General features: G+C 71.5%; 22 protein-coding genes, 1 tRNA gene and 1 pseudogene. 10 read left to right on the top strand and 14 right to left on the bottom strand.

The window, feature by feature from the left end; all coding sequences use genetic code 11:
• Positions 1-4 precede the first annotated feature (4 nt).
• Both ACZ6S5_RS10970 and ACZ6S5_RS10965 read left to right on the top strand, forming a co-directional pair.
• Positions 5-454 (top strand): annotated as a pseudogene (locus ACZ6S5_RS10970) (SRPBCC family protein); the annotation flags it as partial.
• A 426-nt stretch (positions 455-880) separates the two neighbouring features.
• The gene (locus ACZ6S5_RS10965) at positions 881-1444 is read left to right on the top strand and encodes a GNAT family N-acetyltransferase (protein ID WP_465999801.1); all 564 of its coding nucleotides are present in this window, start codon (positions 881-883) and stop codon (positions 1442-1444) included.
• A 4-nt stretch (positions 1445-1448) separates the two neighbouring features.
• Here the strand turns inward: ACZ6S5_RS10965 and ACZ6S5_RS10960 are convergent, their stop codons facing one another.
• The 4 genes from ACZ6S5_RS10960 to ACZ6S5_RS10945 all read right to left on the bottom strand — a co-directional run bounded on the left by ACZ6S5_RS10960 (position 1449) and on the right by ACZ6S5_RS10945 (position 5613).
• Positions 1449-1922 carry a hypothetical protein gene (locus tag ACZ6S5_RS10960; protein ID WP_465999800.1) on the bottom strand — a complete coding sequence of 158 codons (474 nt, stop codon included), beginning with the start codon at positions 1920-1922 and terminating at the stop codon, positions 1449-1451.
• A gap of 73 nt (positions 1923-1995) precedes the next feature.
• Positions 1996-2565 carry a M23 family metallopeptidase gene (locus ACZ6S5_RS10955; RefSeq protein ID WP_465999799.1) on the bottom strand — a complete coding sequence of 190 codons (570 nt, stop codon included), beginning with the start codon at positions 2563-2565 and terminating at the stop codon, positions 1996-1998.
• A gap of 526 nt (positions 2566-3091) precedes the next feature.
• Entirely contained in the window at positions 3092-4339 is a 1248-nt protein-coding gene (locus ACZ6S5_RS10950) for an epoxide hydrolase family protein (RefSeq protein WP_465999798.1), read from the bottom strand.
• Positions 4340-4662: 323 nt separating this feature from the next.
• Entirely contained in the window at positions 4663-5613 is a 951-nt protein-coding gene (locus tag ACZ6S5_RS10945; RefSeq protein WP_465999797.1) for a LysR family transcriptional regulator, read from the bottom strand.
• Positions 5614-5686: 73 nt separating this feature from the next.
• Here ACZ6S5_RS10945 and ACZ6S5_RS10940 point away from each other — a divergent pair, with 73 nt between their 5' ends.
• The 3 genes from ACZ6S5_RS10940 to ACZ6S5_RS10930 all read left to right on the top strand — a co-directional run bounded on the left by ACZ6S5_RS10940 (position 5687) and on the right by ACZ6S5_RS10930 (position 8696).
• Positions 5687-6715: a DMT family transporter gene (locus tag ACZ6S5_RS10940; protein WP_465999796.1), complete on the top strand. Its 1029-nt coding sequence runs from the start codon at positions 5687-5689 to the stop codon at positions 6713-6715.
• Between the two features lie 314 nt (positions 6716-7029).
• Positions 7030-7575, top strand: a complete 546-nt coding sequence (locus tag ACZ6S5_RS10935; protein WP_465999795.1) for an NUDIX domain-containing protein — start codon at positions 7030-7032, stop codon at positions 7573-7575.
• Positions 7576-8123: 548 nt separating this feature from the next.
• A complete protein-coding gene (locus tag ACZ6S5_RS10930) occupies positions 8124-8696 on the top strand; it encodes a hypothetical protein (RefSeq protein ID WP_465999794.1) in 573 nt (190 codons plus the stop codon).
• Positions 8697-8834: 138 nt separating this feature from the next.
• Here the strand turns inward: ACZ6S5_RS10930 and ACZ6S5_RS10925 are convergent, their stop codons facing one another.
• Positions 8835-9086 (bottom strand): hypothetical protein, encoded by a 252-nt coding sequence (locus tag ACZ6S5_RS10925; RefSeq protein WP_465999793.1) that lies wholly within the window; start codon positions 9084-9086, stop codon positions 8835-8837.
• Positions 9087-9103: 17 nt separating this feature from the next.
• Here ACZ6S5_RS10925 and ACZ6S5_RS10920 point away from each other — a divergent pair, with 17 nt between their 5' ends.
• The gene (locus tag ACZ6S5_RS10920; protein ID WP_465999792.1) at positions 9104-9607 is read left to right on the top strand and encodes a squamosa promoter-binding protein 15; all 504 of its coding nucleotides are present in this window, start codon (positions 9104-9106) and stop codon (positions 9605-9607) included.
• 1007 nt (positions 9608-10614) lie between these two features.
• Positions 10615-10899, top strand: coding sequence for a tyrosine-type recombinase/integrase (locus ACZ6S5_RS10915; protein ID WP_465999791.1), 285 nt, complete (start codon positions 10615-10617; stop codon positions 10897-10899).
• A 17-nt stretch (positions 10900-10916) separates the two neighbouring features.
• On the opposite strand, the gene ACZ6S5_RS10910 is transcribed toward ACZ6S5_RS10915, so the two are convergent.
• Positions 10917-10990: transfer RNA gene (locus ACZ6S5_RS10910), tRNA-Thr, on the bottom strand.
• A 134-nt stretch (positions 10991-11124) separates the two neighbouring features.
• On the opposite strand from ACZ6S5_RS10910, the gene ACZ6S5_RS10905 reads away from it, so the two are divergent.
• Positions 11125-12861 (top strand): metallophosphoesterase family protein, encoded by a 1737-nt coding sequence (locus tag ACZ6S5_RS10905; protein ID WP_465999790.1) that lies wholly within the window; start codon positions 11125-11127, stop codon positions 12859-12861.
• A 61-nt stretch (positions 12862-12922) separates the two neighbouring features.
• Here the strand turns inward: ACZ6S5_RS10905 and ACZ6S5_RS10900 are convergent, their stop codons facing one another.
• From ACZ6S5_RS10900 to tmk, 6 genes are all read right to left on the bottom strand, one after another.
• The gene (locus tag ACZ6S5_RS10900; protein ID WP_465999789.1) at positions 12923-13783 is read right to left on the bottom strand and encodes a PSP1 domain-containing protein; all 861 of its coding nucleotides are present in this window, start codon (positions 13781-13783) and stop codon (positions 12923-12925) included.
• Positions 13784-14096: 313 nt separating this feature from the next.
• Positions 14097-14768, bottom strand: coding sequence for a hypothetical protein (locus ACZ6S5_RS10895; protein WP_465999788.1), 672 nt, complete (start codon positions 14766-14768; stop codon positions 14097-14099).
• Positions 14768-15073 carry a hypothetical protein gene (locus tag ACZ6S5_RS10890; protein WP_465999787.1) on the bottom strand — a complete coding sequence of 102 codons (306 nt, stop codon included), beginning with the start codon at positions 15071-15073 and terminating at the stop codon, positions 14768-14770. Before ACZ6S5_RS10890 ends, ACZ6S5_RS10895 begins: the two co-directional genes overlap by 1 nt.
• Before the next feature lies 1 nt (position 15074).
• Entirely contained in the window at positions 15075-15404 is a 330-nt protein-coding gene (locus ACZ6S5_RS10885; protein WP_099162865.1) for a YbaB/EbfC family nucleoid-associated protein, read from the bottom strand.
• A 122-nt stretch (positions 15405-15526) separates the two neighbouring features.
• Positions 15527-16870: a DNA polymerase III subunit delta' gene (locus tag ACZ6S5_RS10880; protein WP_465999786.1), complete on the bottom strand. Its 1344-nt coding sequence runs from the start codon at positions 16868-16870 to the stop codon at positions 15527-15529.
• Positions 16870-18969, bottom strand: coding sequence for a dTMP kinase (gene tmk / locus ACZ6S5_RS10875; protein ID WP_465999839.1), 2100 nt, complete (start codon positions 18967-18969; stop codon positions 16870-16872). Before tmk ends, ACZ6S5_RS10880 begins: the two co-directional genes overlap by 1 nt.
• 272 nt (positions 18970-19241) lie before the next feature.
• On the opposite strand from tmk, the gene ACZ6S5_RS10870 reads away from it, so the two are divergent.
• Complete coding sequence (locus ACZ6S5_RS10870) at positions 19242-20450, top strand: amino acid deaminase/aldolase (protein WP_465999785.1); 1209 nt, start codon at positions 19242-19244, stop codon at positions 20448-20450.
• Between the two features lie 124 nt (positions 20451-20574).
• On the opposite strand, the gene ACZ6S5_RS10865 is transcribed toward ACZ6S5_RS10870, so the two are convergent.
• The gene (locus tag ACZ6S5_RS10865) at positions 20575-21150 is read right to left on the bottom strand and encodes a TetR/AcrR family transcriptional regulator (RefSeq protein ID WP_465999838.1); all 576 of its coding nucleotides are present in this window, start codon (positions 21148-21150) and stop codon (positions 20575-20577) included.
• 224 nt (positions 21151-21374) lie between these two features.
• On the opposite strand from ACZ6S5_RS10865, the gene ACZ6S5_RS10860 reads away from it, so the two are divergent.
• A complete protein-coding gene (locus tag ACZ6S5_RS10860; RefSeq protein ID WP_465999784.1) occupies positions 21375-22703 on the top strand; it encodes a D-arabinono-1,4-lactone oxidase in 1329 nt (442 codons plus the stop codon).
• On the opposite strand, the gene ACZ6S5_RS10855 is transcribed toward ACZ6S5_RS10860, so the two are convergent.
• On the bottom strand, positions 22655-23890 hold the full coding sequence (locus ACZ6S5_RS10855) for a CapA family protein (protein ID WP_465999783.1): 1236 nt from the start codon (positions 23888-23890) through the stop codon (positions 22655-22657). The genes ACZ6S5_RS10860 and ACZ6S5_RS10855 overlap by 49 nt on opposite strands.
• Positions 23891-23898: the final 8 nt, after the last annotated feature.

Below are 23898 nucleotides of genomic sequence, written 5' to 3'. Positions count from 1 at the left end.
ATCGATGACCACCAAGGTCGAGAAGTCCATCGAAGTCGACGTGCCGGTCAGCACCGCGTACAACCAGTGGACCCAGTTCGAGGAGTTCCCCCGGTTCATGGGCGGCGTGCAGGAGGTACGCCAGCTCGACGACAAGCGGATGCACTGGGTCGCCGAGATCGCGGGCGTGAAGCGCGAGTGGGACGCCAAGGTCCTGGAGCAGGTGCCGGACCGGAAGGTGGCCTGGGCGGCCACCAGCGGCGCCACCAACGCCGGCGCGGTCTACTTCCAGCCGATCGGCACCGACCGGACGCAGGTCCGGCTCTCCCTCGAGTACGAGCCGGAGGGCCTGGTCGAGAAGACCGGCGACAAGCTGCACATCGTCGAGAAGCGGGCCGAGGCCGACCTGGAGAAGTTCAAGTCGTACATCGAGAACCAGGGCGTCGAGACGGGCGCCTGGCGCGGCACGATCGACGACGGCCGCACCCTCGGCACCCCCGGGGTGGAACACGCCGCCGGCTCGCGCGGCGACGACGGCAAGGCCGGCGTCTCCGGCAAGGCGGTGGCGGCGGGCGCGGCGGCCGCGGGCGTGGCGGCGGCCGGCGCCGCCGCGATGGCCAAGCACCGCGTGGACGGTGACGAGGAGCCCGCGCCGGAGACCGAGACCGGGTACGTGGTGACCGACCTGCCGGCGCAGCGGACCACGGGCGCGTTCCCGGCCGACCCGGCCGATCCGGCGGACCCGCGCCGCAACCTCTGACCGTTCCTCTCCCTGCCGGAGTGGGCCCGGTGGGTCGGCCGAGTGCCGTCCCGCCGGGCCCACTTCGTCGTACGACCCGTCGCGACGCCGGGACCCGGGCGGCTGGCCGTCCGGGCTGCCGGGCGCGCTACCGTCGGGCGCGTGAGCACACCGGAGATCACCGTCGCCACCGCGGCGGACCGGCCCCGGGTCGTCGCCTCACTGGTCGCCGCGTTCAGCCGTGACCCGGTGCTGCGACACCTCTTCCCGGACGAGGCCACCTACCCGCGGTACGCCGCCGCCTTCTTCGGCCACCTCTTCGACAAGCGGGTGCACCGAGGGACGATCTGGACGGTCGGGGGCGGGGCCTCCGTCGCCATCTGGGAACCTCCCGCCACGGGGGCGGGCTGGCCCGACGACGCCCTCGCGGCCCAACTCCCGGCCGACGCGCTGGCCCGGGTGCGCGCCTACGAGGACGCCGTGCACGCCGCACTGCCGAGCAACCCGTTCTGGTACCTCGGGGTCCTGGGCACCCACCCCGACCACGCTGGCCGGCGCTGGGGACACGCCGTCATGCGGGCCGGGCTGCGCCGGGCCGAGGCGGACGGCCTGCCGGCGGTCCTGGAGACGAGCAACCCGGCGAACGTCGAGGTGTACCGCCGCGCGGGCTGGCAGGTCGTCCGCAGCCTGAGCGCACCGCTGGACATCTGGGTCATGCGGCGGTGAGGCCCTAGTAGAGGAACTTCCAGGGGCGCCAACTGTATCCGTCACCGTAGTCGGTGCTGGTCCAGATGCCGCTGCCGGCGACGTAGACCCACACGATGCGCGTCGCCCCGCCGGGGGTCTGCGCGCCGTCCACGTCGTCGGCGCGGCCGTTGTTCGGCATCTCCACCCATCCGCTGGTCGCCCAGGAGTGCCAGATGGTCCGGTTGGGCGCGACGCCGAAGTATTCGAGGCGGCCGCTGCCCCACCAGTTGATCAACATGACGTGGCTGCTGCACTTGAAGGTGCCCCGACGACCCCAGCGGTCGGTGAAGTTCCAACTGGTCGAGCAGTTGTCGGGCGGGTGGTAGGTGGTCAGCGTGGTCCCCCCGGTGTCCGCGGCGACCGTCGTCGAGGCCGCGGCGGGGGTGGCCGCGACACCGAGCAGGGCGGTCACGACGAATGCCGCCGAGGCCAACCTCGCCAGTACTCGCTTACCCATCGTCTCTCCTTCGAGTTGAGGCGGGCGCACCCCGAGGCGTGGCCCCACGGTGCGCCCGGACCGGCCAGGGGTGTCAGCAGCCCTTGTAGCCGTAGTTGCGAACCGTCACTTCCTTGCCGCAGAAGACCGGCCGCACCGCGTAGCGGGTGCCACTGAGAATCTTGTGGACCGCGACGTGGAGGTGGCAGGAGTCCGCCCCGGTGTTGCTGCTGTACCCGACGATGTTCTGGGTGCCGACGGTGGCTCCCACGCTGTACTTCAGGTTCTTCATGTGCAGCAGCTTGAGTTCGTAGACGTACCCGTTGATCGTCTTGCGCAGGTACATGCCGCCGGTCCCGGAGGAGATGGCGTAGACCGTCATGTTGTCCCAGATGGGGTAGATGGGCTGCCCGCAGGCGCTCAGCCCGCCGGTCGGCGTCATGTCCAGGGCGTAGTTGTCGGCGAGGTGATATGTCACGCCATTGGACGGGTCGGTCCAGTAGTCGACGTGGGTCGGCGGGGTGTTGTACCCGTAGCCCGTGAGGGCCCACGACTGCGAGTACAGCCATGGCGAGACGCCGGACGGCGCGAGTTCGTTGAGCGTGTGCGCCTGAGCGGGGCTCGCGCCGAAGGCCCAGACGACACTCGCGACGAGCATCATCACGAAAGCCGCGATCCTGCTTCTGTGCCATCTCTTACCAGCGACCGGGATACTGCTGCGACGGTTCACGGTTCCTCCAAGATCCTGCCTGAAAGGTGGAACCTCCTCCGAGGTCCACGCATTGAAAGCTACGGATCTTTAGGCATCCGGGCCTATGGCGCTTGCGCATTTCGGCAGGTCGCTTGACAGCGTGGGTTCCCCGGCACCGCGTGCGGACCCGCACCACCGACGGCGGCGTGATGGACCTTGGAAAACGACGAAGCCCAGGCCGTTTGACCTGGACTTCGCTACCGAGCCGCCTGACGGAACCGAACCGTCGACCTACGCCTTACGAGATCAAGTTGTCCAGCAGGGTCTACCTGCCCCAACCCTGCCTGGCCTGCGGAAACCCCTCTCGGCGTCGCTCAGCGCCAGCGGCCGGGGCTCGACCTCTTGAGGACTGGATGAGGACTGGGACGGGGCACGCCCACGACCTTGTGATCCGTAGATTCCCGAGCCACACCGCCTGAGCCTGGACACTGCGAAAGGGCTAGCGCAGCGATCGGAACGTCGCGCGGAGGTCTTCCGAGAGCAGCTGCGGCTGCTCCCAGGACGCGAAGTGCCCGCCCCTGTCGTGCCGGTTGTAGTGGACGAGGTTGGGGTATGCCCGCTCCGCCCAGCTGCGCGGAACCCGGTAGATCTCGTCGGGGAAGATGCTCACGCCGACCGGGATCGTCACGCCCTTGGTAGCGAAGAAGGGGAGCTTGTTCTCCCAGTACAGCCGCGCCGAGGACACCCCGCTGTTGGTCAGCCAGAAGAGCGTGATGTTGTCCAGGATGTCGTCGCGCGTGAGGTCGCTCGGCCTCTGCAGACGTCCCTCGAGGACCTGCTGAACCAGGCCGGGCTGACCGCTCCCGTCACCGTGGTCGAGCATGAACGCGGCGAGCTCGATGGGTGAGTCCGCCAGGCCGTAGAGCGTCTGCGGGCGCGTCCCCATGATCAGCCCGTACGCCACGTGCGACCCAAAGAACTTGAGCAGTTGCTCGTACGTGTCCCGCTCCTCGTCGGAGAGACCGTCCGGCGCCGGGCTACCGCCAAAGGCCGCGAGGAAGAGCTCCGGCGGAACCGCCCCCGGCATGTTGGTGTGGATGCCGATCAGCTCCGGCGGCGCCGGCTCGGCGGCCTTCGGATCGGCGCGGCCGCCGGCCATCGCGTCGACGACGATCGCGCCCCAGTCGCCGCCCTGCGCGACGAACCGTGTGTACCCGAGACGCCTCATCAGCTCGACGTAGGCCTTCCCGATGTGTACGGGATCCCAGCCGGTCGTGGCCGGCTGGCCGGAGAACCCGTATCCGGGCATCGACGGGATCACGACGTGGAAGGCATCCGACGCGTTCGCGCCGTGCGCCGTGGGATCCGTGAGCGGGGCGATGATCTTCAGCTGCTCGATGATCGACCCGGGCCAGCCGTGGCAGACGACCAGCGGGAGCGCGTCCTCGTGCTTCGAGCGGACGTGAATGAAGTGGATTTCCAGACCGTCGATCTCGGTGACGAAGTTGGGGAGGGCCTTCAGTCGCGCCTCGCACTTGCGCCAGTCGTAGTCGTTCGCCCAGTAGCGAGCGAGATCCTGCATGAGCGCGAGCGGCACGCCCTGCGAGTCGTCCTTGACGGTCTCTTTGTTCGGCCACCGCGTGGCCCTGATGCGCGCGCGCAGATCCTCAAGGTCCGCCTCGGGGACCTCGATCTCGAATGGCCGCACTTCTGCGGCGCCCGTTCGCGCTTCCGTCTTGACGGCCACGCAGGCCTCCCTTCTGCTTTGAACGCCTCTGAGGTCGAGCGGATGGTCTCCGCCCGCCTACCGCAGACAGATGGCATGCCCCGGCGCCTGCCTCCCGAGGGGCAGCTTCGGTGGAAGGCGCGCCGCCCGAACTTGCGCCAGGCCAGCAGGGGCACGCGGCCCCATCTGTCGAGAGCGTAGGACGCCTTTCCCCATGTCCGGAGCCTTACGAGCAATCCCGCACGGCCTCCCGGGACGGGCCGGGCGCCTGACCCATTTGTTGCGGCGGATCTCCTCGTCGACGGTTGGGACGGCCGTCGTCGTGACGAACTCGGCTTTACGAGCTACCCAGCTTCTTCATGCCTCTTCGGCTTCGGGTTCTGCTCCAGATTGCGGGCCTGGTCGGTAACGACGGCTAGGAAGGTCGCGAGCGCGGGAGCTGGGGGGCCGTCTCGGAGGACAACGACCAGTCGACGTCCGAGCTTCTCCTCGGCGACGTCACGGATCGCAAGGGCTGGGTCTGCTGCGGGCAGGGTCAACGTCGGCAGTAGCGCGACGGCTCCGGTGGTGCGTACGAGCTCGAGCTGGACGTCCGCATCGCTGGACCGGTGCCGCACGTCGGGCTCGTAGCCGCCGATGGACCGGCAGCTTCCCACGACCATGTCGTGATGGCCGGTCCCCACGGCGGAGGCCACCCAGACCTCCTCCCGCAGCATGGACAATGCGATGGGTCCTCCATGCTTGGCCAGCGGATGCCCGGGTGACAGGACCAGTTTCAGTGGCTCCTCGTGCAGCAGCGTGAACCGCAGCCCTGCCGGCCGGGGGCGTGGGTGACCGTCGTACTCGTCGCTGATCACCAGGTCGACCGCCCCGAGCCGCAGTCCCGGCAGCGCCTGTTCGAGCTCGAGCTCGGAGACCTCGGTGCGCACCTGCGGGTGCTCGACCATCATGCGTGCCACTGCGGGAACCAGCAGGCGACGGGCCGCTGACTGCAGGCCGCCGGCGCGCACGGTGCCGCGCACCTCACCGGCCAGCGCAGCCAGATCGGCTGACGCCGCCTCGGCTGCTGTCAGCAGGACTCGGGCGTGCTGTGCGAGCAGACGTCCGGCGTCAGTGAGCCGCACACCACGGCCGGCCTTCTCGAGCAGGCGCGCGCCGACCTCCTTCTCCAGAACACTCAACTGCTGGGACACCGAGGATGGGCTGTAGCCGAGAGCCAAGGCCACCGCGCCCAGGGTCCCTCGTTCCTCGAGCTCGCGGAGCAGACGGAGCCGACGAAGATCCAGCGTGACCATGCAGGAAGACTAACGATTCAGGTCCACATATCGTCACTGGACCTGGAGTGTGTGGGCGCCGATGCTCTTGGACATGGGTCCCGCACTGTGCCTGCTGTCAGCCGCGTGCTTCGGCGCCATGGCGATCTTCGGGAAGCTCGCGTACGCCGCGGGCGTCTCGCCTGGAGCGCTGCTCTTGGTGCGCTTCGGCTTCGCCGCCGTCCTGCTGGCGATGCTGCTGCTCCTGCGACCGGGTCTGCAGCGCGACACTGCCAGCCCAGACCGAAGGACGAGTCCCGCTCGAGTGACCCTGGGTCTGCTGGTGACGGCCCTCGGCCTGGGCGCCGTCGGATACGCCACCCAGGCGTCCCTGTATTTCGCGGCCCTGGAGCTGATGGACGCCTCGCTGCTGTCCCTGGTCTTCTACACCTACCCGCTGCTGGTCACCCTCACGGCCGTCCTGCTGGGCCGGGACCGCCTGACACCTGGCCGGTGCGCCGCACTGGTGGCCGCCTCCTCCGGGACGCTGCTCGTTCTCCTCGGGACCGGAGGTATGGACTTCCACCCGCTCGGGGCAACCCTGGCGTTCGGCGCCGCTGTCACCTACACCGTCTACATCCTCGTTGCTGACACCGTCGTGCACCGGCTGCCACCGGTGATGCTGTCCGCGCTGGTGATGGCAGGGGCCGCGCTCACCCTGGCCGCACGTGTCCTCGTGAGGGGCGGGGTCGACCTCAGCTTCGGGCTACAGGGCTGGTTCTGGCTCACGTGCATCGCGGTCATCTCCACCGTCTTGGCGATGCTGACCTTCTTCGCCGGCCTGCGGCGGACGGGCCCTTCGACTGCAGCCATCCTGTCGACGTTCGAACCGGTCGTCACCACGACGCTGGCGGCGTTCACGCTCGACGAGATCCTCACCCCCGTGCAGGTAGCGGGTGGCCTGCTCGTCCTGTCGTCCGTGGCTGCTCTACAGGTGCACAGGGCACGCCCCGGGCACCGCGGCGCAGTGCCACGCCGGCTGTCGACCCGACCTGGACGCCGCGAGGCAGCCGGTCTCGATCAGCTAGAAGCAGTGCCCGAGGCATGCCCGGGTGCCAGCTCGACACGGGCCTTCTCCCACTGAGCGGCACCAAAGGCCGCTACCCGAGCAGTACGCCACCGACCAGTCGGTCCTGACGAGGCGGTCGCCGCACGGGGCAAGGACTAGTCAAGGACTCGACCCGCCAGCGGCGACGTGGTCGGACTCGGGAAACGGTGAGGCCCAGGCCGTTGACCTGGGCTTCTGCACCGAGCTGGCTTACCGCCTGACAGCGGACACGGGAATGTCCTCGTGGACGGACACGACGGTCGGGCCTTGATGGCAGTCACCGACCGTGATGAGTTGGGCCCGAGATCCCGGGCCGGGCAATGTCGCACTCGCGCACTAGGTTCCGGCCCATGGGTCGTGATGAGTTGCAGCGGCAGTCGCTCGAGGCCGCATTGGGCGACGTTGAGACAGCAGTCGTCGAATTCGAGGGCGTCGCCGGCTGGCTGGCCGCCGCCGGTAGCAGTCCGGTCGACCCGCTGGGGGCTGAGGTCTGGGTGTTCGACACGAATCTGACCCAGGTGCTGTTGGTGTGCCATCCGTGGCGGGGCTGGGTTCCGCCCGGAGGGAGAGTCGAACCCGGGGAGACACCTCGTGAGGCAGCCCGCCGTGAGTTGTTTGAAGAGACGGGTGTCGTGGCCGAACTCCTCACCCGGCCGGCCGCTGTCTGCGTCCGCTCATACCATCCCGATCATCCGGCGACACTGGGACTGTCGTATGCCGCGATTGTCGACCGGGCTGTTCCGCTGGTGGCCGAGCCCGGCCAGCCCGTCGCCTGGATGAACCTGGATCACCAGTGGGAAAGCTGCTTCTCCGACGACCCATCCCGCATTCGTCGGCATGCCCAGTGGCTGGCCCGCCTTGCCCGATCTCAGCCGCGTACCCGGGTCCGCGATTGACGTACCAGACATTCCGGACCAGCCGCTACAGCCTGTGATGCATTGTCCGCTCGTTCGGCTCCGACTGTCCGTCCACCCACCCCACGGCCAGGAAGAGCCAGACGCCTCCCATGAGGAAACCCTGCTTCGGCGTCTTTGCTGTCTGCCACCACAGGTTCCTGGCTGGCTACATATAGGCGATCTTCGCACTCATCACGGGACTAGCCCGTCTCTGGTTGTCGGGCAGCGTCGGTGCCGACGGACGGGCTTGGCTGTACGGATGGCTGTACCGCCGTCAGTACTCTGCCCTCATGGATGGCTGGACTCTGGCTGCCACGCTGGTGGCCAGCACTGCACCGTTTCTGGCGAAATGGAGAAGCCCAGGCCGTTGACCTGGGCTTCTGTACCGAGCCGCCTGACGGAATCGAACCGTCGACCTACGCATTACGAGATCAAAATGATGAGGTCGTCTAACTGGTCAAACGGCGCCTGACCTGCGGAAGAGCCTCTCGGCAACTCTCACTGTCAGCCGACGAGGTTCGAACTCTTGCGGACTGGATGAGGACTGGGTGGTCGGCAACAATGCTGTCGTGCTGCTATCCCGCACCGACCGATTTGCTGATCTTCAGATCCAGGGGCTGCCGTTCGGCCTGGACAGCTCCATGTACGACCGCATGTGTGCCGCCGCTGACGCGTTGCAGTCGGCCGGAATGCCCGGCGTGCAGCCGGCGTGGGAGTCGTACACACACGAGCGTGCTCTGCCCCCGCCAGCGGTCGGCGCCCAGTTGCTGGTGTTGTCGGCGACGGTATCCCTGGTCAACACCGGCGAGGACTGGCTGGAGCTCTCGCTTCTGGTGGCCTTCGATACGCCGTCGTTGCTCGAAGTGGCCGCAGCGGTCGAGGTGGCCTGTTGGTGCGTGGATGATCACAACATGCACGCCGTCGAGCGGCGGGAATGGGTGGTGGGCAGCGGCCCGGCGCTGGCCCGGTCCTTCGCCGCCGCTGTCCAGGAGATCACTCGGTGGCTCGCAACGGGACCACGCGAGCCAGATCCTTGGCGGGACGGGGCAGGACTACCGGGGCCCTCAGCGTGGAAGGCGGTACACGCCCCAGGATCAAGAGATCGACCTTCTGACCCGTAGATTCCCAAGACCACTCCGCAGCCGTTCGGCAAGGTTCGCGTCGCCCTGGTCGCCGCGCTCTCGGCAACTGAATCGGTCCGGGCTCGTCCGGCTCCGTTCGCACCGGTGGCTCCCACGTTTGGCTCCCAAGCCGTGCGCTCAACGTGAGGAGTCGTTGGCCTTGTAGTGGTATGTACGCCCGCCTCCTCCCTGGGTGAAGCCTTCTGGCCAAAGGTCGAGCGACAACGCGGTGTCGCAGATGATGGCCATGGCAATGCCGGTCGGCTCCATTGGTACTGCCGTGCCCCCAAGCGACAGCTCGTCGGGCACCCAAAGGTCTACGTGATGGCCCGACCCTGCGCGCCGACGTAGCTCGTCGCACAGCGCCTCAACCGACTGCGGCACACTCATGGCGCAGATGACATCACGTGCGGTGGCACAGCGCCAAGCAACGACCCGCGGCCTGCGGGTTAGAAGAAGATCCGGGCTGGCTGGTCGACTGCCGTGGATTGGGGGATGCGGTGAGCTGGGTTGCCAACGTGATGCTGTCGGTGGGTCCGGAGGACCGCCTCAACGCTGAGGCGTTCAGCGGGTGGCTCGACAACGAGTGCCCCCGTCGTGAGCTAGGCATGAGGCCGGGTAGCTGCGGCAACCTGCGCCTGATCACCGCTGCCGACAACCAGTGGGGCGGACACAAGAACCCCGAATGTGAGGTGTTCGCCGGGGCGCTCAACCACGCCGACCTCGCTGCTGTTGTGGAGCATTTCGGTTCCCTGGCCTGGCACAACCCCAATGCAGTGCAGCTCTTCGTGATGGACCAGGAGGAGCGCTTCTTCCGCGTCTGGATGATTCGCAACGGCGCTCTGCGGCAGTACGCCCCTTCGTCGCCAGACGAGGAGGACGACGAGTTTTGGCCCACCGTCGGGTCGTAGCCGCAGTTTGGAAGAGCGCGCTCAACGGGCCGTGATGCCCGAAACGCCTGCGGCCGGCGGCAGCGCTGGGTGCCTCTCGTGCCCGTTCATGACCGCTGCGCGCCACGGTTACTGGCCCGTGGGTGGCCCGTCACGGCCTTGGTTGACTGCTGGTCGGGGCCTTGTCTCTGGCTCGTACGGAAGCGCACACTCCCGCCGTGGAAGCGCTCGGTTACCTGCTGTGGGTATTGCTCCTGCTTGTTACATGGGCAGGTGTGATCGGTGCCTGCCTCGGCCGGCTTGACCTCCGGGAGGCCGTACCAGGTGCATCGCCGTGGCGGCTCTGGGGACCGGGCCTGCTGGCTTGGTCTTGGATTGTGCCGCTCCTTGCGGGCCTCCTCCTGGGAGAGAGGCCGTGGGCCATCTACCTTGCGATCGTGTTGCCCCTGGGACCGCTGATCGCCACGGCGTTGACCCTAATGGAGTTCCGTCGCAGACGCGCTGAGGATCTGGTGGCCGGGACGCCTCGACGGCTCAAGCTGTGAGGTCGACTGCCCCCTGCCGCGGCAGGTTCCGCCACACTGCTCCCATCCCCCGGATAGGTGCCAAAGACTGCGGCGCCCGGTCGGGGTCAAGGGTGGCCGTAGGCCATCGGCGTGCCGACGCGCAGCGCCCTTGACGCCGTCCGGGTGGCGTAGAGGATCGGGCAGCAGGGGGATGGGTCACGCCCTGGTCCTCGTCTCATCCGGCCGCCGACAGCGCCCGCAAGACTCGGGGGCAAGCAGCTCTGCTGCGCGGCAGCGATCACCCCTACCTCCATGGAGAGCAACCCCGATGGCGATCGTCCCGCCTCAGCCTCTCGTTCATGACTCCCCGCAGTGTGGCCGGCCGGCCCAGCCGATGCCGGCCGGGGGTCGCCAGCAGGCCGGGGCCGGGCCGGCGCGGCCCGCTTTGCGGGCCGCCTTGATCTGATAGACGGGACGCTCCGCAACACCAACTTCCGGGCTCGCGTCTTCGCGCCGGCTGCGGTGTCGGTTGGGCTGGCGGGGCTGACTCCGCACGATCTGCGGCACACGGCGGCGAGCCTGGCCGTGGCGGCGGGGGCCAACGTCAAGGCGGTGCAGCGCATGCTCGGGCACGCCTCGGCGTCGATGACGCTGGACGTGTACGCCGGCCTCTTCGGTGACGACCTGGACGCGGTCGCCACCCGGCTGGATGAGGCGTTCGCGGCGCGGGATGCGGACTATTTGCGGACTGGCACGGCCGGCGGCGGTGTTGTCGACCTCGGGAAACGGCGAAGCCCAGGCCACTGACCTGGGCTTCTGTACCGAGCCGCCTGACGGAATCGAACCGTCGACCTACGCATTACGAGTGCGTCGCTCTAGCCGACTGAGCTAAGGCGGCAACGATCGTCAAGTGTACGGCACCGCCCGCCGGAAGCCGAACGGGATCCCCCTACCACGGGATCCGGACATCAAGGCCGGTCCCATACGTTCCGGGGAGGGCGTTCGCGTTCGGGGACGACTACCCTGCGGCGGGTGAGCGACGACCACGTGCCACCACCGCAGTCGATCCCCGAGGCGCACCCCGGCGAGCGGGCCTCCCGGCGGCCGCGCAGCCTGGACCCCCTGGAGCTGGGATTCACCCCACGGAAACCGGTCCCCTGGCTCGCGCCACTGCTGCTGATCCAGACCGGCCTGCGGACATTGCTGGCGATGCTGTTCGGGGCGTACCTGGACAAGCGGGAGCTGCAGAACGCCTTCGGGGACGGCACATTCCGGCAGGTCGGGCCGGACGGCGGGCTGTGGCTGGACTACGTGGCCGACCTGGGCGACGGCTTCGACGCCACCTACTCGGTCGCGTACCTGCTAGCCCAGCCGGAGCTGGAGATCAACGGGCACCGGCTGCCCCGGGCACAGACCCTGGTGATGGGGGGCGACGAGGTCTACCCGTCGGCGTCCTACGAGGCGTACGAGGACCGGTGCAAGGGGCCGTACCAGGCGGCACTGCCGCTGTCGCCGCCCGAGCGGCCGACCCTTTTCGCGGTCCCCGGCAACCACGACTGGTACGACGGCCTGACCGCGTTCCTGCGGCTCTTCGTCCGTTCCCGGGACCGGCACTTCGCCGGCTGGGGCACCGGCCAGTCCCGCTCGTACTTCGCGGTGGAGCTGCCCGCCGACTGGTGGCTGCTCGGCCTCGACGACCAGTCCGGGTCGTACCTGGACGACCCGCAGCTCACCTACTTCGACGAGGTCGCCCGCAAGCTCACCCCGCACGCGAAGGTCATTCTCGCCGTGCCGGCGCCCACCTGGGTCAAGGCCGTCGACCACCCGACCGCGTACGACTCGATCGACTACTTCATCCGTACGATCATCGCCCCCACCGGCGCGCAGGTGCGGCTGCTGATCTCCGGCGACCTGCACCACTACGCCCGCTACACCGGCCCGGAGCGGCAGCTCATCACCTGCGGAGGCGGCGGCGCCTACCTCTACCCGACGCATGAGCTGCCGGAGCGGCTGGAGGTGCCGCCGCGCGACACGCTGGCCCGCCGCGCCAGCCGCACCCAGGAGTACGCCCTCGCGGCCCGCTACCCGGACAAGGCCCGCTCGCGCCGCTACGGCTGGGGGATCTTCGCCCGGCTGCCGTTCCGCAACCCGGGCTTCACCACGCTGCTCGGCACCCTGCACACGCTGCTGATGCTGGCCATGGCCGGGGTAACGGCGAATCACGTGGGCACCACCGAACAACGGCTGCTCAGCGTCCCCCTGGTGATCATGGTGGTGGTGACCATGTTGAGCGCCGCGTTCTTCGCCAAGCCGCCCAGCGCCGGGGGGAAACGGCACGTCCGGCACTGGCTCCTCGGCGTCTCGCACGGCCTGGCGCACGTGGCGCTGGCCGCCGCCGGCACCTGGCTCTGGCTGGAGCTGCCCTTCTACGACTGGCCGTGGCCGCTCCCCGCGGCCGCCGCCGCGGTGCTGTACGGCCCGGTGATCGGCTTGGTCTCCAGCCAGCTCGTCGCGCTCTACCTGCTGGTGGCGGGCTCGTTCGGGGTGAACCTCAACGAGCTGTTCGCCGCCCAGGGCATCGAGGACTCGAAGGCGTTCCTCCGCTTCCGGTTCGACCCCGACGGCAGCCTGACCATCTACCCGATCGCCCTCGACAAGGTCTCCCACGCCTGGCAGCTGAACCCCGACAACTCCCCCACCGCCTCCTGGCTGCTCCCCAAGACCCCCCTGACCCCCCGCCTGGCCGAACCCCCCATCGTCCTCCGCTGACCGGAGCTGAGGCGCGGCCGCCTGAGGCGGGATCACAGCCGTGAGCGACGAGGCAAGCCGATCACCGCGCTGCACCCTCCGGGCCCGACTGGTCACGGCTTTCGTAAGCGCGGCGGGAGCCGCAGACGTCGGCGCGGGAGCACATGGAGCGCGAGCCGTCGGCGTCCAGGCGGACGGTCACCGCGTCTCTGGGGACGCTGTGGCCGACCACGCGGCCCTCCCCTTCCGGCGTGGTGACGCGGGCGCCGATCGCCGGGGCGGACTCCTGGAACCTGGAGTACAGGGGATGCTCGTACTTCAGGCAGCACATCAGCCGGCCGCAGGCACCGGAGATGCGCAGCGGGTTCAGCGGAAGGTCCTGGTCCTTCGCCATCCGGATGGTGACCGGCTCGAAGTCGTTCAGGAAGGTGGCGCAGCACAGGTCCCGGCCGCAGGAGCCGATCCCACCCTGCACCCGGGCCGAGTCGCGGGCGGAGAGCTGCCGCAGCTCGACCCGGCAGTGCAGCGTCGCCCCCAGGTCGCGGACCAGGGAGCGGAAGTCCACCCGGTGCGGCGCGGTGAAGTAGATGGTGGTGCGGTCGCTGCCGGTCTCCGGCGTGGCGAGGACGTGGTCGACGGCCACCACCTTCATCGGCAGCCCGTGCTCGCGGATCAGCCGCTTGGCGGCGACCTTGGCGTCCGCCTTGCGCCGGCGCAGCAGCTCATCGCGGCGCAGGTCCTCCTCCTCGGCCAGCCCGGCCAGCCGGGCGAAGCCGGCGGTGTCCTCGCTGACCCACTGCGCGGCCCAGACGCACTCGGCCACCTCCGGGCCCTCGTCGGTGGGCACCAGCACCTTGTCGCCCACCTGCGGGCGCAGCTCGCCCGGGTCGAGGTAGTAGAGGCGCCCGTACCGGTTGAAACTGACCGCGCAGAGCATGCCCATGCCCTTCACCCTACGACCTTCGAGCGGTTCCGGGCCTGCCGGCCGTCGCCGTCCGGTCACCCGGCGCAGCAATCCATGTTTGTCGACTCGACCGAACCATTTCCGGCCCGGCGTGCCGTTGACCCTCGCCCGGACGGCTGAAACCTGAGCGAGCCGCAGGACAAACGGCGGCCGACCGCGTTGAGTGAAGACAGACCTGCGGGGGGTGCAGGGAAAGGCCACGGCGTCGCCGCCGGAGCCCGGCCACGGCCGGTTCGGCGCGACGCCGTGGCCCGTATCGGGCCCGGTCGCCGGCGCGCGGGCGCCCGGGGAGTCAGTGGCCGATCCGGGTGGCCCCGCCCAGGTGGGGCGCGCCGGCCACCGGCCGGTCCCGCCAGGTCGTCTCCGCCAGGCTGGGTGCCCACTGGCGCAGCAGGTTCTCCGCCCCGTCGTACGCCACGCCGAGGGTCCCCAGCACCCGGGTGGCGATCTCGGCCGCTGCCAGCCCTCCGGCCCGCCCGGCCTCGGACCCGGGCCGCGTGGCGGCGTGCACGGTGACCGCCTCGGCCGAGCGCAGCACGTCGGCCAGCGCCCGGGCCAGCGCGAGCCGGCTGCCCTCCACCCAGTCGGCCAGCGCGTCCGCGTAGCCGGCGGTCGACTCCAGCCGCCCGACGAGGCTCTCCGGCCCCTCGTCGAGGTGCCGGAGCAGCGCGCCCCGGGCCTCGTCGTACGCCGAGGCGGCCGGGCCGGACCAGGACACCGGCTCGGCGAGCATCGCGCAGGTGTCGTCGTATCCCCGGACGAGCTGGCGCACCGCGTGGCCGGCGCCGGCCAGCGGTGCCGGATGCAGCTCGAGGAACTCGCCCACCGCCTCGCCGGGCAGCACCTGCATGCGGCGCAGCAGCGGCCAGAACCGGTGCCCCTCGGGCGCGCCGGCGGCGAGCAGCGTGTCGACCCGGGCGAGCAGGTCGAGCCCCGGTTCGGCGAGGCGGTCCAGGGCGTCCATCACGCCTCCCGGAGCAACCGGAGCCGGGCGGACTCGTCGGACGCCGCGTAGCGGTCGGCGGCGCTGCGCACGGCGGCCGCGGCGGCCGCCAGCCGGGCGGCGGCGGCGCCGGCCTCGCGGGCCCGGTCGCCGGTGGCGGTGGCCCACTGCCGGTGTAGCGCCCGGCCGACCTCGCCGGGCCGGCCGGCGGCGTGGGTGCCGAAGGCGGGGTGGGCCGGGTCGGTGGCGGTCACCGTGCGGGACAACATGGCGAGGGCGAGGCTGGCCTCGTCGAGGCGCGCGGCCAGGGCGCGGAGCGTCTCCATGTCAGGCTCCCGCCAGCGGCCGGTACGCCGCGAAGGTCTCGTTGTGCAGCTTTTCCCGGGCCCACTGGGCCGCGTCGGCGGCGGCGGTGACCGCGGCCTGCACCGATCCGGCGACGTCACGCGGGCTGCGCTGGTGCAGCGGGCCGAGGAAACGCACGTCGGTGATCCGGCCGCCGGCCGTCACCACCACCTCGACCAACCCGTCCGGCGAACGGACGGTGACCTCGACCGTCGCCACCGCCTGGTCGAACTCGGCCTGCAGGGTCTCGATGCGCCGGTAGCGCCGCACCGCCTCCTCGATCCAGGCCTCGTCGATCTCCCCGCGCGGCATCGGCGGTCTCCTCCCGGCTGGCCCCTCACTGAGCGTGCTGCCGCCGTCACCGCGGCACACCGGACCGTACCGCACGTCAAAACGCATGTCGATGCCCTGTGCACAACCCCGGAGGGCGGTGGTCAGCCTCGCCAGAGGGCGAGCATCATCGCCTCCACCGCGATCCGCGGCTTGACGTTCGCCTCGATCGCCGCCCGGCACTCCAGCACGGCTTCCAGCCGGCGCAGCGCCCCCTCGGCGTCCCATCGCTGCGCGCCGGCCTCGGCCAGCGCCGCGGTGTCGGTGTGCACCGGGGCGACCGGCGCCCGCAGCGCCATGGTCAGCGCGTCCCGGTAGAAGCCGGCGAGGTCGACCAGGGCCCGGTCGAGCGCGTCCCGCTGGGCCCTGGTGGCCCGCGACTTCTGCCGTTTCTCCAGGTCCTTGAGCTGGCCGGCGGCGCCGCGCATGGCACCCGCCGCGCCCCGGCCGGTGCCGCCCGCCCCGAGCGCGGTCTGCAACGCGGTCCGCTCCGCCTCGTCGACCTCGGCGACCGAGGCGGCGGCCTCCGCCTCAGCCGCCTCGATCAGCGCGGACGCGGCGTCGAACGCGGCACCCACCCCGCTCAGCCGGCGCGGCACGGCGAGCACCGCGTCCCGGCGCTGCCGGGCCTCCGGGTCGCGGGCCAGCCGCCGGGCCCGACCCACGTGCCCCTGCGCGGCCGCCGCGGCCCAGCCGGCCACGTCGGGTGCGACGCCGTCGCGGCGGACGAGCACCTCGGCCACCGCGCCGGCCGGCGGCTGCCGCAGGGGTACGACCCGGCAGCGCGACCGGATCGTCACCGAGATGTCGTCCGGGTGGGTGGACGGGGCGCAGAGCAGGAAGACGGTCCGCGGCGGCGGTTCCTCGATCGCCTTGAGCAGTGCGTTGCCGGCCGCCTCGGTGAGCCGGTCGGCGTCCTCGATGATGACGATCTGCCAGCGCCCGCCGGACGGCGTGCTGGCCGCCCGCAGCACCAGGGCGCGCATCTCGCCGACGCCGATGGAGAGCCCCTCGGGCACCACCAGCCGGACGTCGGCGTGGGTGCCGGTCATCGTGGTGTGGCAGCCGGGGCAGGTGCCACAGCCGGTGCCGTGCACGCACTGCAACGCGGCGGCGAAGGCCCGGGCGGCGACCGAGCGGCCCGAGCCCGGCGGGCCGGTGAAGATCCAGGCGTGGGTCATGCCCGCGCCGGGGTCGCCACCCGCGCTCGTCGCCTCGGGCGGGGCCGCGCCCGCCGTTCCCGGGCCGGCGGCCGACTCGGCGTCGAACTCCTCGGCCAGCGCGTTCAGCTCGTCGTAGGCGTCGTTCCCGCCGTCGGCCGGGCCGGCGGGCCGGCCGACCGGCGCGCCGGCGGCGGCGCGCAGCAGGGCGCCGGCCGAGGCGGCGGCCCGGCGCAGCGTCGCCACCGCCTCGTCCTGTCCGACCAGGTCGACGAAGACGTCCGCCATCAGTTGGGGCGTTCCATGGTCACCAGCTCCGCGTCGGATAACTCCGGCTGGACCGTGGTGTCCGGCCCCTGGGCCGGGCGGGGATGCACGATGCCGGCCGGGTCGACCAGGAACTCCTCCACCCGCCGGGCCACCGCCTCGGCGATCTCCTCGGCCGGCCGGGAGGCGTCGAGCACCAGGTAACGCTTGGGGTCGGCGGCGGCCAGGTCGAGGAAGGCGTACCGGACCCGCTCGTGGAACGCGATCGACTCGGCTTCCAGGCGGTCGGCGCCCTGGTTGCGGGACTCGACGCGGGACAGCCCGGTGTGCGGGTCGACGTCGAGGAGGACCACCAGGTCGGGCTTGAGACCGCCGGTGGCCCACGAGGAGAGCCAGGAGACCTCCTGCACCGGCAGGGTACGGCCGGCCCCCTGGTAGGCCAGGGACGAGTCGACGTACCGGTCGCTGACCACCACCGCGCCGCGGACCAGCGCCGGCCGGACCACGGTGGCGACGTGGTGTGCCCGGTCGGCCGCGTAGAGCAGCGCCTCGGCGCGCGGTGACGGGGCCTCGTCGCCGGCGTTCTCCAGCACCAGCGAACGGATCCGCTCGCCGACCGGCGTGGCGCCCGGTTCCCGGGTGACCACCACGTCCCGGCCCTGCTCGCGCAGCCGGTCGGCGAGCGCGGTCAACTGGGTGGACTTGCCGGCACCCTCGCCCCCCTCGAAGACCACGAAGAGCCCGCTGGAGACGAAGTGCTCGGCCGGCATCAGCGGACGACCGCGGATCGAGCCCCAGAGGTCGGCCAGGACCGGCACGCCCTTCTTGTCGTCCATCTGGCCGAACGCGCTGATCCCGGCGAAGATGCCGGCCGCTCCGGCGGCGAGCAGCAGCAGGCGGGTCGAGGAGACCGAGATGCCGAGGTCGGCGATGGTCAGCTTGCGCGAGCCGCCGACGCCGACCAGGAGACTGCTGAGCGCGATGGCGAGGATCAGCACCAGCCGGGTGCCGATCTGCACCACCGCGAAGACCCGGCCGCGCACCTCGTCGGCGACCTCGCCGCCGAGCAGCGTGGTGCCGGCCAGGAAGGCCATGCCGGCGCCCGCGCCGACCAGGATCGCGCCGACCATCGCCATGGAGAGGTGGATAGCGAAGGCGAGCACCAGCACCGAGGCGCTGGCCAACACGATGCTCATGCCGAACCAGCGCCGCCGGGACATGTCCCGGACGATCAGCGGACCGGCCCCGATGCCGACCGCGAGACCGATGAAGATCGCGCCGAAGAGCAGGTAGAAGGCGGCGTCACCGGCGCCGAGCGAGGCGGCGAAGAACTTGGCCGTGCCGATGACGATGCCGCCGCCGGCGAACGCCCCGAAGATGCCGAGCACCAGGCCGCGGACCAGCGGCGTCTGCCGGATGAACGTCCAACCCTCGGTGAACTGGCGCATCATGCTCTGCTCGGTGCGCTCGCGTTCGTCCGCCTGGCCCTGGCTGATCTCCTTGATCCCGAAGGCCACCACGATCGCGGTGGCGAGCCGGGAGAACGCGTTGAACCAGAGCGCGAGCTGGGCCGGCTCGGCCCAGTTGGGGATCTCCCCGCCGGTCAGCCCGCGCACGCTGCGGTCCAGCACGGAGAGGCTGACCGCGGCGAGCACCGGGGTGAGGCCGTACGTGGTGATGAGGGTGAGCTGGTTGGCCGTCTCCAGCCGGGCACGCGGGATCAGGTTGGGGACCGCGGCCTCCTTGGCCGGGATCCAGAGCAGGGTGATCGTCTCGATCAGGAAGGTGGCGATCGCCGCCCAGCTGACCACCACGCCGCCGCTGGCGCCGGTGAGCGCGAGCAGCGGGATGGAGGCGAAGAGCAGGAAGCGCAGCAGGTCGCAGATGACCATCGTCCAGCGCCGGTCGAACCGGTCGGCGAGGACGCCGGCCACCGGGCCGAGCAGCAGCGCGGGCAGCAGCCGGACCGCGATCAGGCTGCCGAAGGCGGCACCCTTGGCGGTGCTGCCGGAGACCTGGGCGGCGGCGAAGACCGAGGTGGCGAGCAGGCCGAGCCAGTCGCCGAAGGAGGCCGCGCCGAGCACGATCCAGAGCCGACGGAACGGCCGGATGCGCAGCACCGAGCGGATGGCGGCGGCGCCGGACCGGTCGGCCTGGGCCCCGGACGCCGACACGCCGGACGACTCGCCGTTCTTCTGGCTTTCGATGGCGGTACCTCCACGTGCCGGCCCAGCGTTGGGCCTCTCCGGTGGAACACTCTAGTCGCGGCGAGAAGCGTCCCCCTCCGCGACATTCGCCTGCTCGCTGAGCCTAGGCCGCCGGCACCACCGGCCGCAGCCCGGACAGACGCGAGGGTATTTCGCATTGACGCCCAGACAGTTAGCGTGCAAACGTGGCCACCGACAGTGACAAACTTCGCGATCGCCTCGAACGGGCGACCGCTCACCTCGACCCGCCGTACGCCGTGGTCGATCTCGCCGCCTTCGACGCCAATGCGGACGCGCTGGTCAACCGGGCCGCCGACAAGCCGGTACGGGTCGCCAGCAAGTCCGTCCGGGTACGCGACCTGCTGACCCGGGTGCTGGACCGCCCCGGTTGGCGCGGCGTGATGGCGTTCACCCTGCCCGAGGCGGTCTGGCTGGCCCGCACCGGCGTCAGCGACGACGTGCTGGTCGCGTACCCGACCGCCGACCGGAACGCGCTCGCCGAGTTGGCCGCCGACCCGGCGCTCGCCGGCGCGGTGACCCTGATGGTCGACGACACCGCCCAGCTCGACCTGGTCGACCGGGTGTGCCCACCCGGTCGACGGCCACCGCTGCGGGTCTGCCTCGACCTGGACGCCTCCTGGCGGCCGATGGGCGGCCGGGTGCACGTGGGCGTCCGGCGGTCCCCGGTGCACAGCCCCCGGGCGGCCGGCGCGTTCGCCGCCGCCGTCGCCGGCCGGCCGGGCTTCCGGCTGGTCGGGCTGATGTCGTACGAGGCACAGATCGCCGGGCTGGGCGACGCCCCGCCCGGCCAGGCGGTGCTCGGCACCGCGATCCGGGTCGCCCAGCGCGGGTCGTACCGGGAACTGCTGGCCCGGCGCGCGGCGGCGGTCGACGCGGTACGCGAGCACGCCGACCTGGAGTTCGTCAACGGCGGCGGCACCGGCAGCGTGGCCGCCACCAGCGCCGACCCGGCGGTCACCGAGGTGACCGCCGGATCGGGCCTGTACGGGCCGACGCTCTTCGACGCGTACCGGGCCTGGCGCCCGACCCCGGCGGCGTTCTTCGCCTGCGCGGTGGTCCGCCGGCCGGGGCCCGGGCTGGCCACGGTGCTCGGCGGCGGCTGGATCGCCTCCGGCCCGGCCGCCGACAGCCGGCTGCCCCGGCCGTGGCTGCCGGCGGGCCTGAAGCTGCTCGGGGCCGAGGGCGCGGGCGAGGTGCAGACCCCGCTCGCCGGCGCGGCGGCGACGGCTCTGCGGGTCGGCGACCGGGTCTGGTTCCGGCACGCCAAGGCCGGCGAGCTGTGCGAGCGGGTCAACGAGCTGCACCTGGTCGACGGGGAGTCGGTGGTCGCCACCGTGCCGACCTACCGCGGCGAGGGCCACGCCTTTCTGTAGGAAACGGTGACGGCGGGCCCCGGCGCACCTCGGGAACCCGCCGCTCGTCGTCCTGCCCCGGTCGCACCCCGGGCATCGCACCTTTCCTTCGTCGCCGCCGGCACCACGGCGGCGACCGCACCGCTCAACTCGGCCGGGCGACCTCGGTCCGGTCGTCGACCTGCCGGTGCAGGTACTCCCGGATCAGCGCCTTCGCCTCGACCAGCACCCGCTCGTCGCCGTCCGGCGTGCGCCGGAACGCCAGCTTGATCAGGGCGTCCGCCGCCTCCACGGCGATTTCCAGATGGAACCGGAGGTCCGGCACGCCGGCCAGACCGAAGCGCTCGGTGAGCACCCGGGCGAGCTGGTCGGCGATGACCCCGTTGTTGTCCCGCTGCTCATCGAGCAGGTGCATGTCGACCACGTCGCCGAAGTGCAGGGTACGGAACCCCGGGACGGTGCGATGCATCGAGATGTACTCGTCGATCGCCGCGTCGACGCCGTCCCACCAGTGGGTCAGGTCGTCCGAGGCGAACCGCTCGTCGAGCCGCTGGAGGTAGGACTCCATCGTGCGCAGGGTCAGCGCCTGCACGATCGCCCGCTTGTCCGGAAAGAACTGATAGACCGACCCGATCGCCACCTCGGCGCGCTCGGCGAGCAGAGTCGTGGTCAGCCCCTCGTACCCCACCTCGTCGACCAGCTCGGCACAGGCGTCCAGCATCCGCTGGACGCGCGCGACACTTCGACCCTGCACCGGCACCCGGCGCAGCGGCCCGGTCGTGGCGGCTGGTGTGGACACTCAGCGCACCCCCTCTCGACGGATGAACATATCTGCACGTCACGAGACCGTGACTACCGGTACAACGAGCGGGCACCGATTGCGGTATTTACCAGGCACAACGTTCCTGATATGAAGTCAGTTCATATTCATGTCGAGGAGCGTGCATGTCCGGTACGCCAGCAGTGTGGTCCAACTGGGCCGGTAACCAGCGCAGCACCGCCGCCCTCGTGGTCCGGCCCCGGACCGTCGAGGAGGTCGCCGAGGCGGTCCGCGCCGCCGCCGACGCCGGCCGGACGATCCGGGCGGCGGGCAGCGGGCACTCGTTCACCGGGGCGGCCCTCACCGACGGGCACCGGATCGACCTGACCGACCTGGACACCGGTGTCCACGTCGACACCACCCGTCGACTGGTCACCGTACCGGCTGGGATGACTCTGCACGCGCTCAACGAACTGCTCACCCAGCACGGCCTGGCGCTACCCAACCTCGGCGACATCGACGCCCAGACGGTGGCCGGGGCGCTCTCCACCGGCACCCACGGCACCGGCGGGCGGCTCGGCTGCCTCTCCACCTTCGTGGTGGGGCTGACCCTGGTGACCGGGACCGGCGAGGTGCTGCGCTGCTCCGCCGACGAGCACCGGGACGTGTTCGCCGCCGCCCGGGTCGGGCTCGGCGCGGTCGGGGTCCTGGTCGAGCTGACCCTGCGCTGCGTCGACGCCTTCGTGCTCCGGGCGCACGAACGGCCGGCGGCGCTCGCCGAGGTCCTCGGCGAGCTGCCGGAGCTGGTCGATCGGCACGACCACGTCGAGTTCTACTGGTTCCCGTACACCGCGCGGGTGCAGGTCAAGACCAACGACCGGGTGGCCGCCGACAACCGGCCGCTGCCCCGCTGGCGCGGCTGGCTGGACGACGAGTTCCTGGCCAACACCGTCTTCGCGGGCGCCTGCCGGCTAGGCCGGGCGGTGCCCGCGCTCGTCCCGGGGATCAGCGCGGTCTCCGCCCGGGCGCTCACCGAACGCACCTACACCGGCCGCTCCGACCGCGTGTTCTGCACCCCGCGCCGGGTCCGTTTCGTCGAGATGGAGTACGGCCTCCCCCGCGCCGCCCTGCCCACCGCGCTGGAGGAGCTGCGCCGGATCGTGGACGGCCTGCCGTTCAAGGTGCAGTTCCCGGTCGAGGTGCGGTTCACCGCCGCCGACGACATCTGGCTCTCCCACGGATACGGGCGGGACTCCGCGTACATCGCGATCCACCAGTACGTCGGCGCGCCGTACGAGCCGTACTTCCGGGCGTTCGAGGAGGTGGCGGCGGACCTGGGCGGCCGGCCGCACTGGGGCAAGCTGCACTACCGCGACGCGGCCTCGCTCGCCCCCGCGTACCCGAGGTTCGGCGACTTCCTCGCCGTCCGGGACCGCCTCGACCCGGGGCGGGTCTTCGCCAACGCCTACCTCGACCGGGTGCTCGGCGGGGCGCCGTCCGGCGCGACCGCCTGAGTGCCGGCCCCGAGCGCCCCCACGTACCCCATCACCCGGTCGTACGCCGCCCGGTAGTCGGGCCGGGCGGCGGCGCCGGGCCGGGTCAGTGCCGCCGTCAGGTCGACCAGCCGCAGGTCCGGCGCGAGGTCGGTCCAGGTCGGCAACGCCTCCATCCGGGTCACCGTCCAGTGCCCGGGGCGCACCTCGGTGAAGGTGGCCCGGGCCATCACCCCCTCGCGGTTGTCCGCGACCGGCTCGGCGTGCCGCGCCAACTCGTTGCCCATCCCGAAGACCACCCACTTGTCCCCGAACCGCTGGAACGGCTGCACCGCGTGGGCGTGGTGCCCCAGGATCAGGTCCACGTCGGGCGAGGAGATGAGCTGCCGGGCCCAATCCTGCTGGTCGGCGTCGGGCAGGTGCTGGTACTCCGTACCCCAGTGCAGGCTGAGCACGACGATGTCGGCGCCGGCGGCCCGCGCCCGGTGGGCCGCGGCGAGGATCTCCGGCGGGTCGATCAGGTTGGCCAGCCACTCCCGGCCGGGCGGGCGGGCCAGCCCGTTGAAGTTCAGGCTGTACGCCAGGTGCGCGACGCGGACCCCGCCGACCTGGTAGATCCGCGCGGTGGCCGCCTCGGCGGCGCTCCGGGCGCTGCCGGTGTGCCCGAGACCCGCCGCGTCCAGCGCCCGCAGCGTCCGGGTCACCCCGTCCGGCCCCTGGTCGAGGGTGTGGTTCGAGGCGGTCGAGCAACCGTCGAAGCCGGCCTGCCGCACCCCGTCGAGCACCTGCGGCGGCGCGTTGAACGATGGATAGCCGGAGAACGGACCGGCCGGGTCGGCCAGCGGTGTCTCCAGGTGGCAGAGCGCGAGGTCGGCGCCACCGACGACCGGCGCCACCCCGGCGAACATCGGCGCGAAGTCCAGGCCGCCGGGCCGGCCGGAGCGGCCGGCGTCCCGGCGCGCCTGCGCGGTCACCTCCGGATGGACCAGCACGTCGCCGGCGGCCACCAGGCGCAGCACCCGCGGGTGCGGAGTCTCCCTGGTCGGCCTGGGCGCGGCCGCGGTGGCGGGCCCGGACGACGGCCCCGCGTTTCGGGCCACCGGGTCGGCCGGGCCCAGCGCCCACGCGCCGAGCACGGCGGCCACCAGCAGCACGAGGGCCACGCCGACGCCGAGGAGCACCCGACGCGGCACTGCGCGTACCGACATGCCCTCAC

Source organism: Micromonospora sp. NPDC051924 (assembly GCF_055586005.1).
The sequence above is the reverse complement of the archived record's forward strand: the minus strand, read 5'-3'. Positions and strand labels throughout refer to the sequence as shown.

Bases quoted from the DNA above. Each gene is read 5' to 3' on its own strand.
- ACZ6S5_RS10960 (WP_465999800.1), bottom strand. From the start codon at position 1,922: ATGGGTAAGCGAGTACTGGCGAGGTTGGCCTCGGCGGCATTCGTCGTG.
- ACZ6S5_RS10945 (WP_465999797.1), bottom strand. From the start codon at position 5,613: ATGGTCACGCTGGATCTTCGTCGGCTCCGTCTGCTCCGCGAGCTCGAG.
- ACZ6S5_RS10940 (WP_465999796.1), top strand. From the start codon at position 5,687: ATGGGTCCCGCACTGTGCCTGCTGTCAGCCGCGTGCTTCGGCGCCATG.
- ACZ6S5_RS10935 (WP_465999795.1), top strand. From the start codon at position 7,030: ATGGGTCGTGATGAGTTGCAGCGGCAGTCGCTCGAGGCCGCATTGGGC.
- ACZ6S5_RS10925 (WP_465999793.1), bottom strand. From the start codon at position 9,086: ATGAGTGTGCCGCAGTCGGTTGAGGCGCTGTGCGACGAGCTACGTCGG.
- ACZ6S5_RS10900 (WP_465999789.1), bottom strand. From the start codon at position 13,783: ATGGGCATGCTCTGCGCGGTCAGTTTCAACCGGTACGGGCGCCTCTAC.
- ACZ6S5_RS10895 (WP_465999788.1), bottom strand. From the start codon at position 14,768: ATGGACGCCCTGGACCGCCTCGCCGAACCGGGGCTCGACCTGCTCGCC.
- ACZ6S5_RS10890 (WP_465999787.1), bottom strand. From the start codon at position 15,073: ATGGAGACGCTCCGCGCCCTGGCCGCGCGCCTCGACGAGGCCAGCCTC.
- ACZ6S5_RS10885 (WP_099162865.1), bottom strand. From the start codon at position 15,404: ATGCCGCGCGGGGAGATCGACGAGGCCTGGATCGAGGAGGCGGTGCGG.
- ACZ6S5_RS10880 (WP_465999786.1), bottom strand. From the start codon at position 16,870: ATGGCGGACGTCTTCGTCGACCTGGTCGGACAGGACGAGGCGGTGGCG.
- ACZ6S5_RS10865 (WP_465999838.1), bottom strand. From the start codon at position 21,150: ATGCTGGACGCCTGTGCCGAGCTGGTCGACGAGGTGGGGTACGAGGGG.
- ACZ6S5_RS10860 (WP_465999784.1), top strand. From the start codon at position 21,375: ATGTCCGGTACGCCAGCAGTGTGGTCCAACTGGGCCGGTAACCAGCGC.
- ACZ6S5_RS10855 (WP_465999783.1), bottom strand. From the start codon at position 23,890: ATGTCGGTACGCGCAGTGCCGCGTCGGGTGCTCCTCGGCGTCGGCGTG.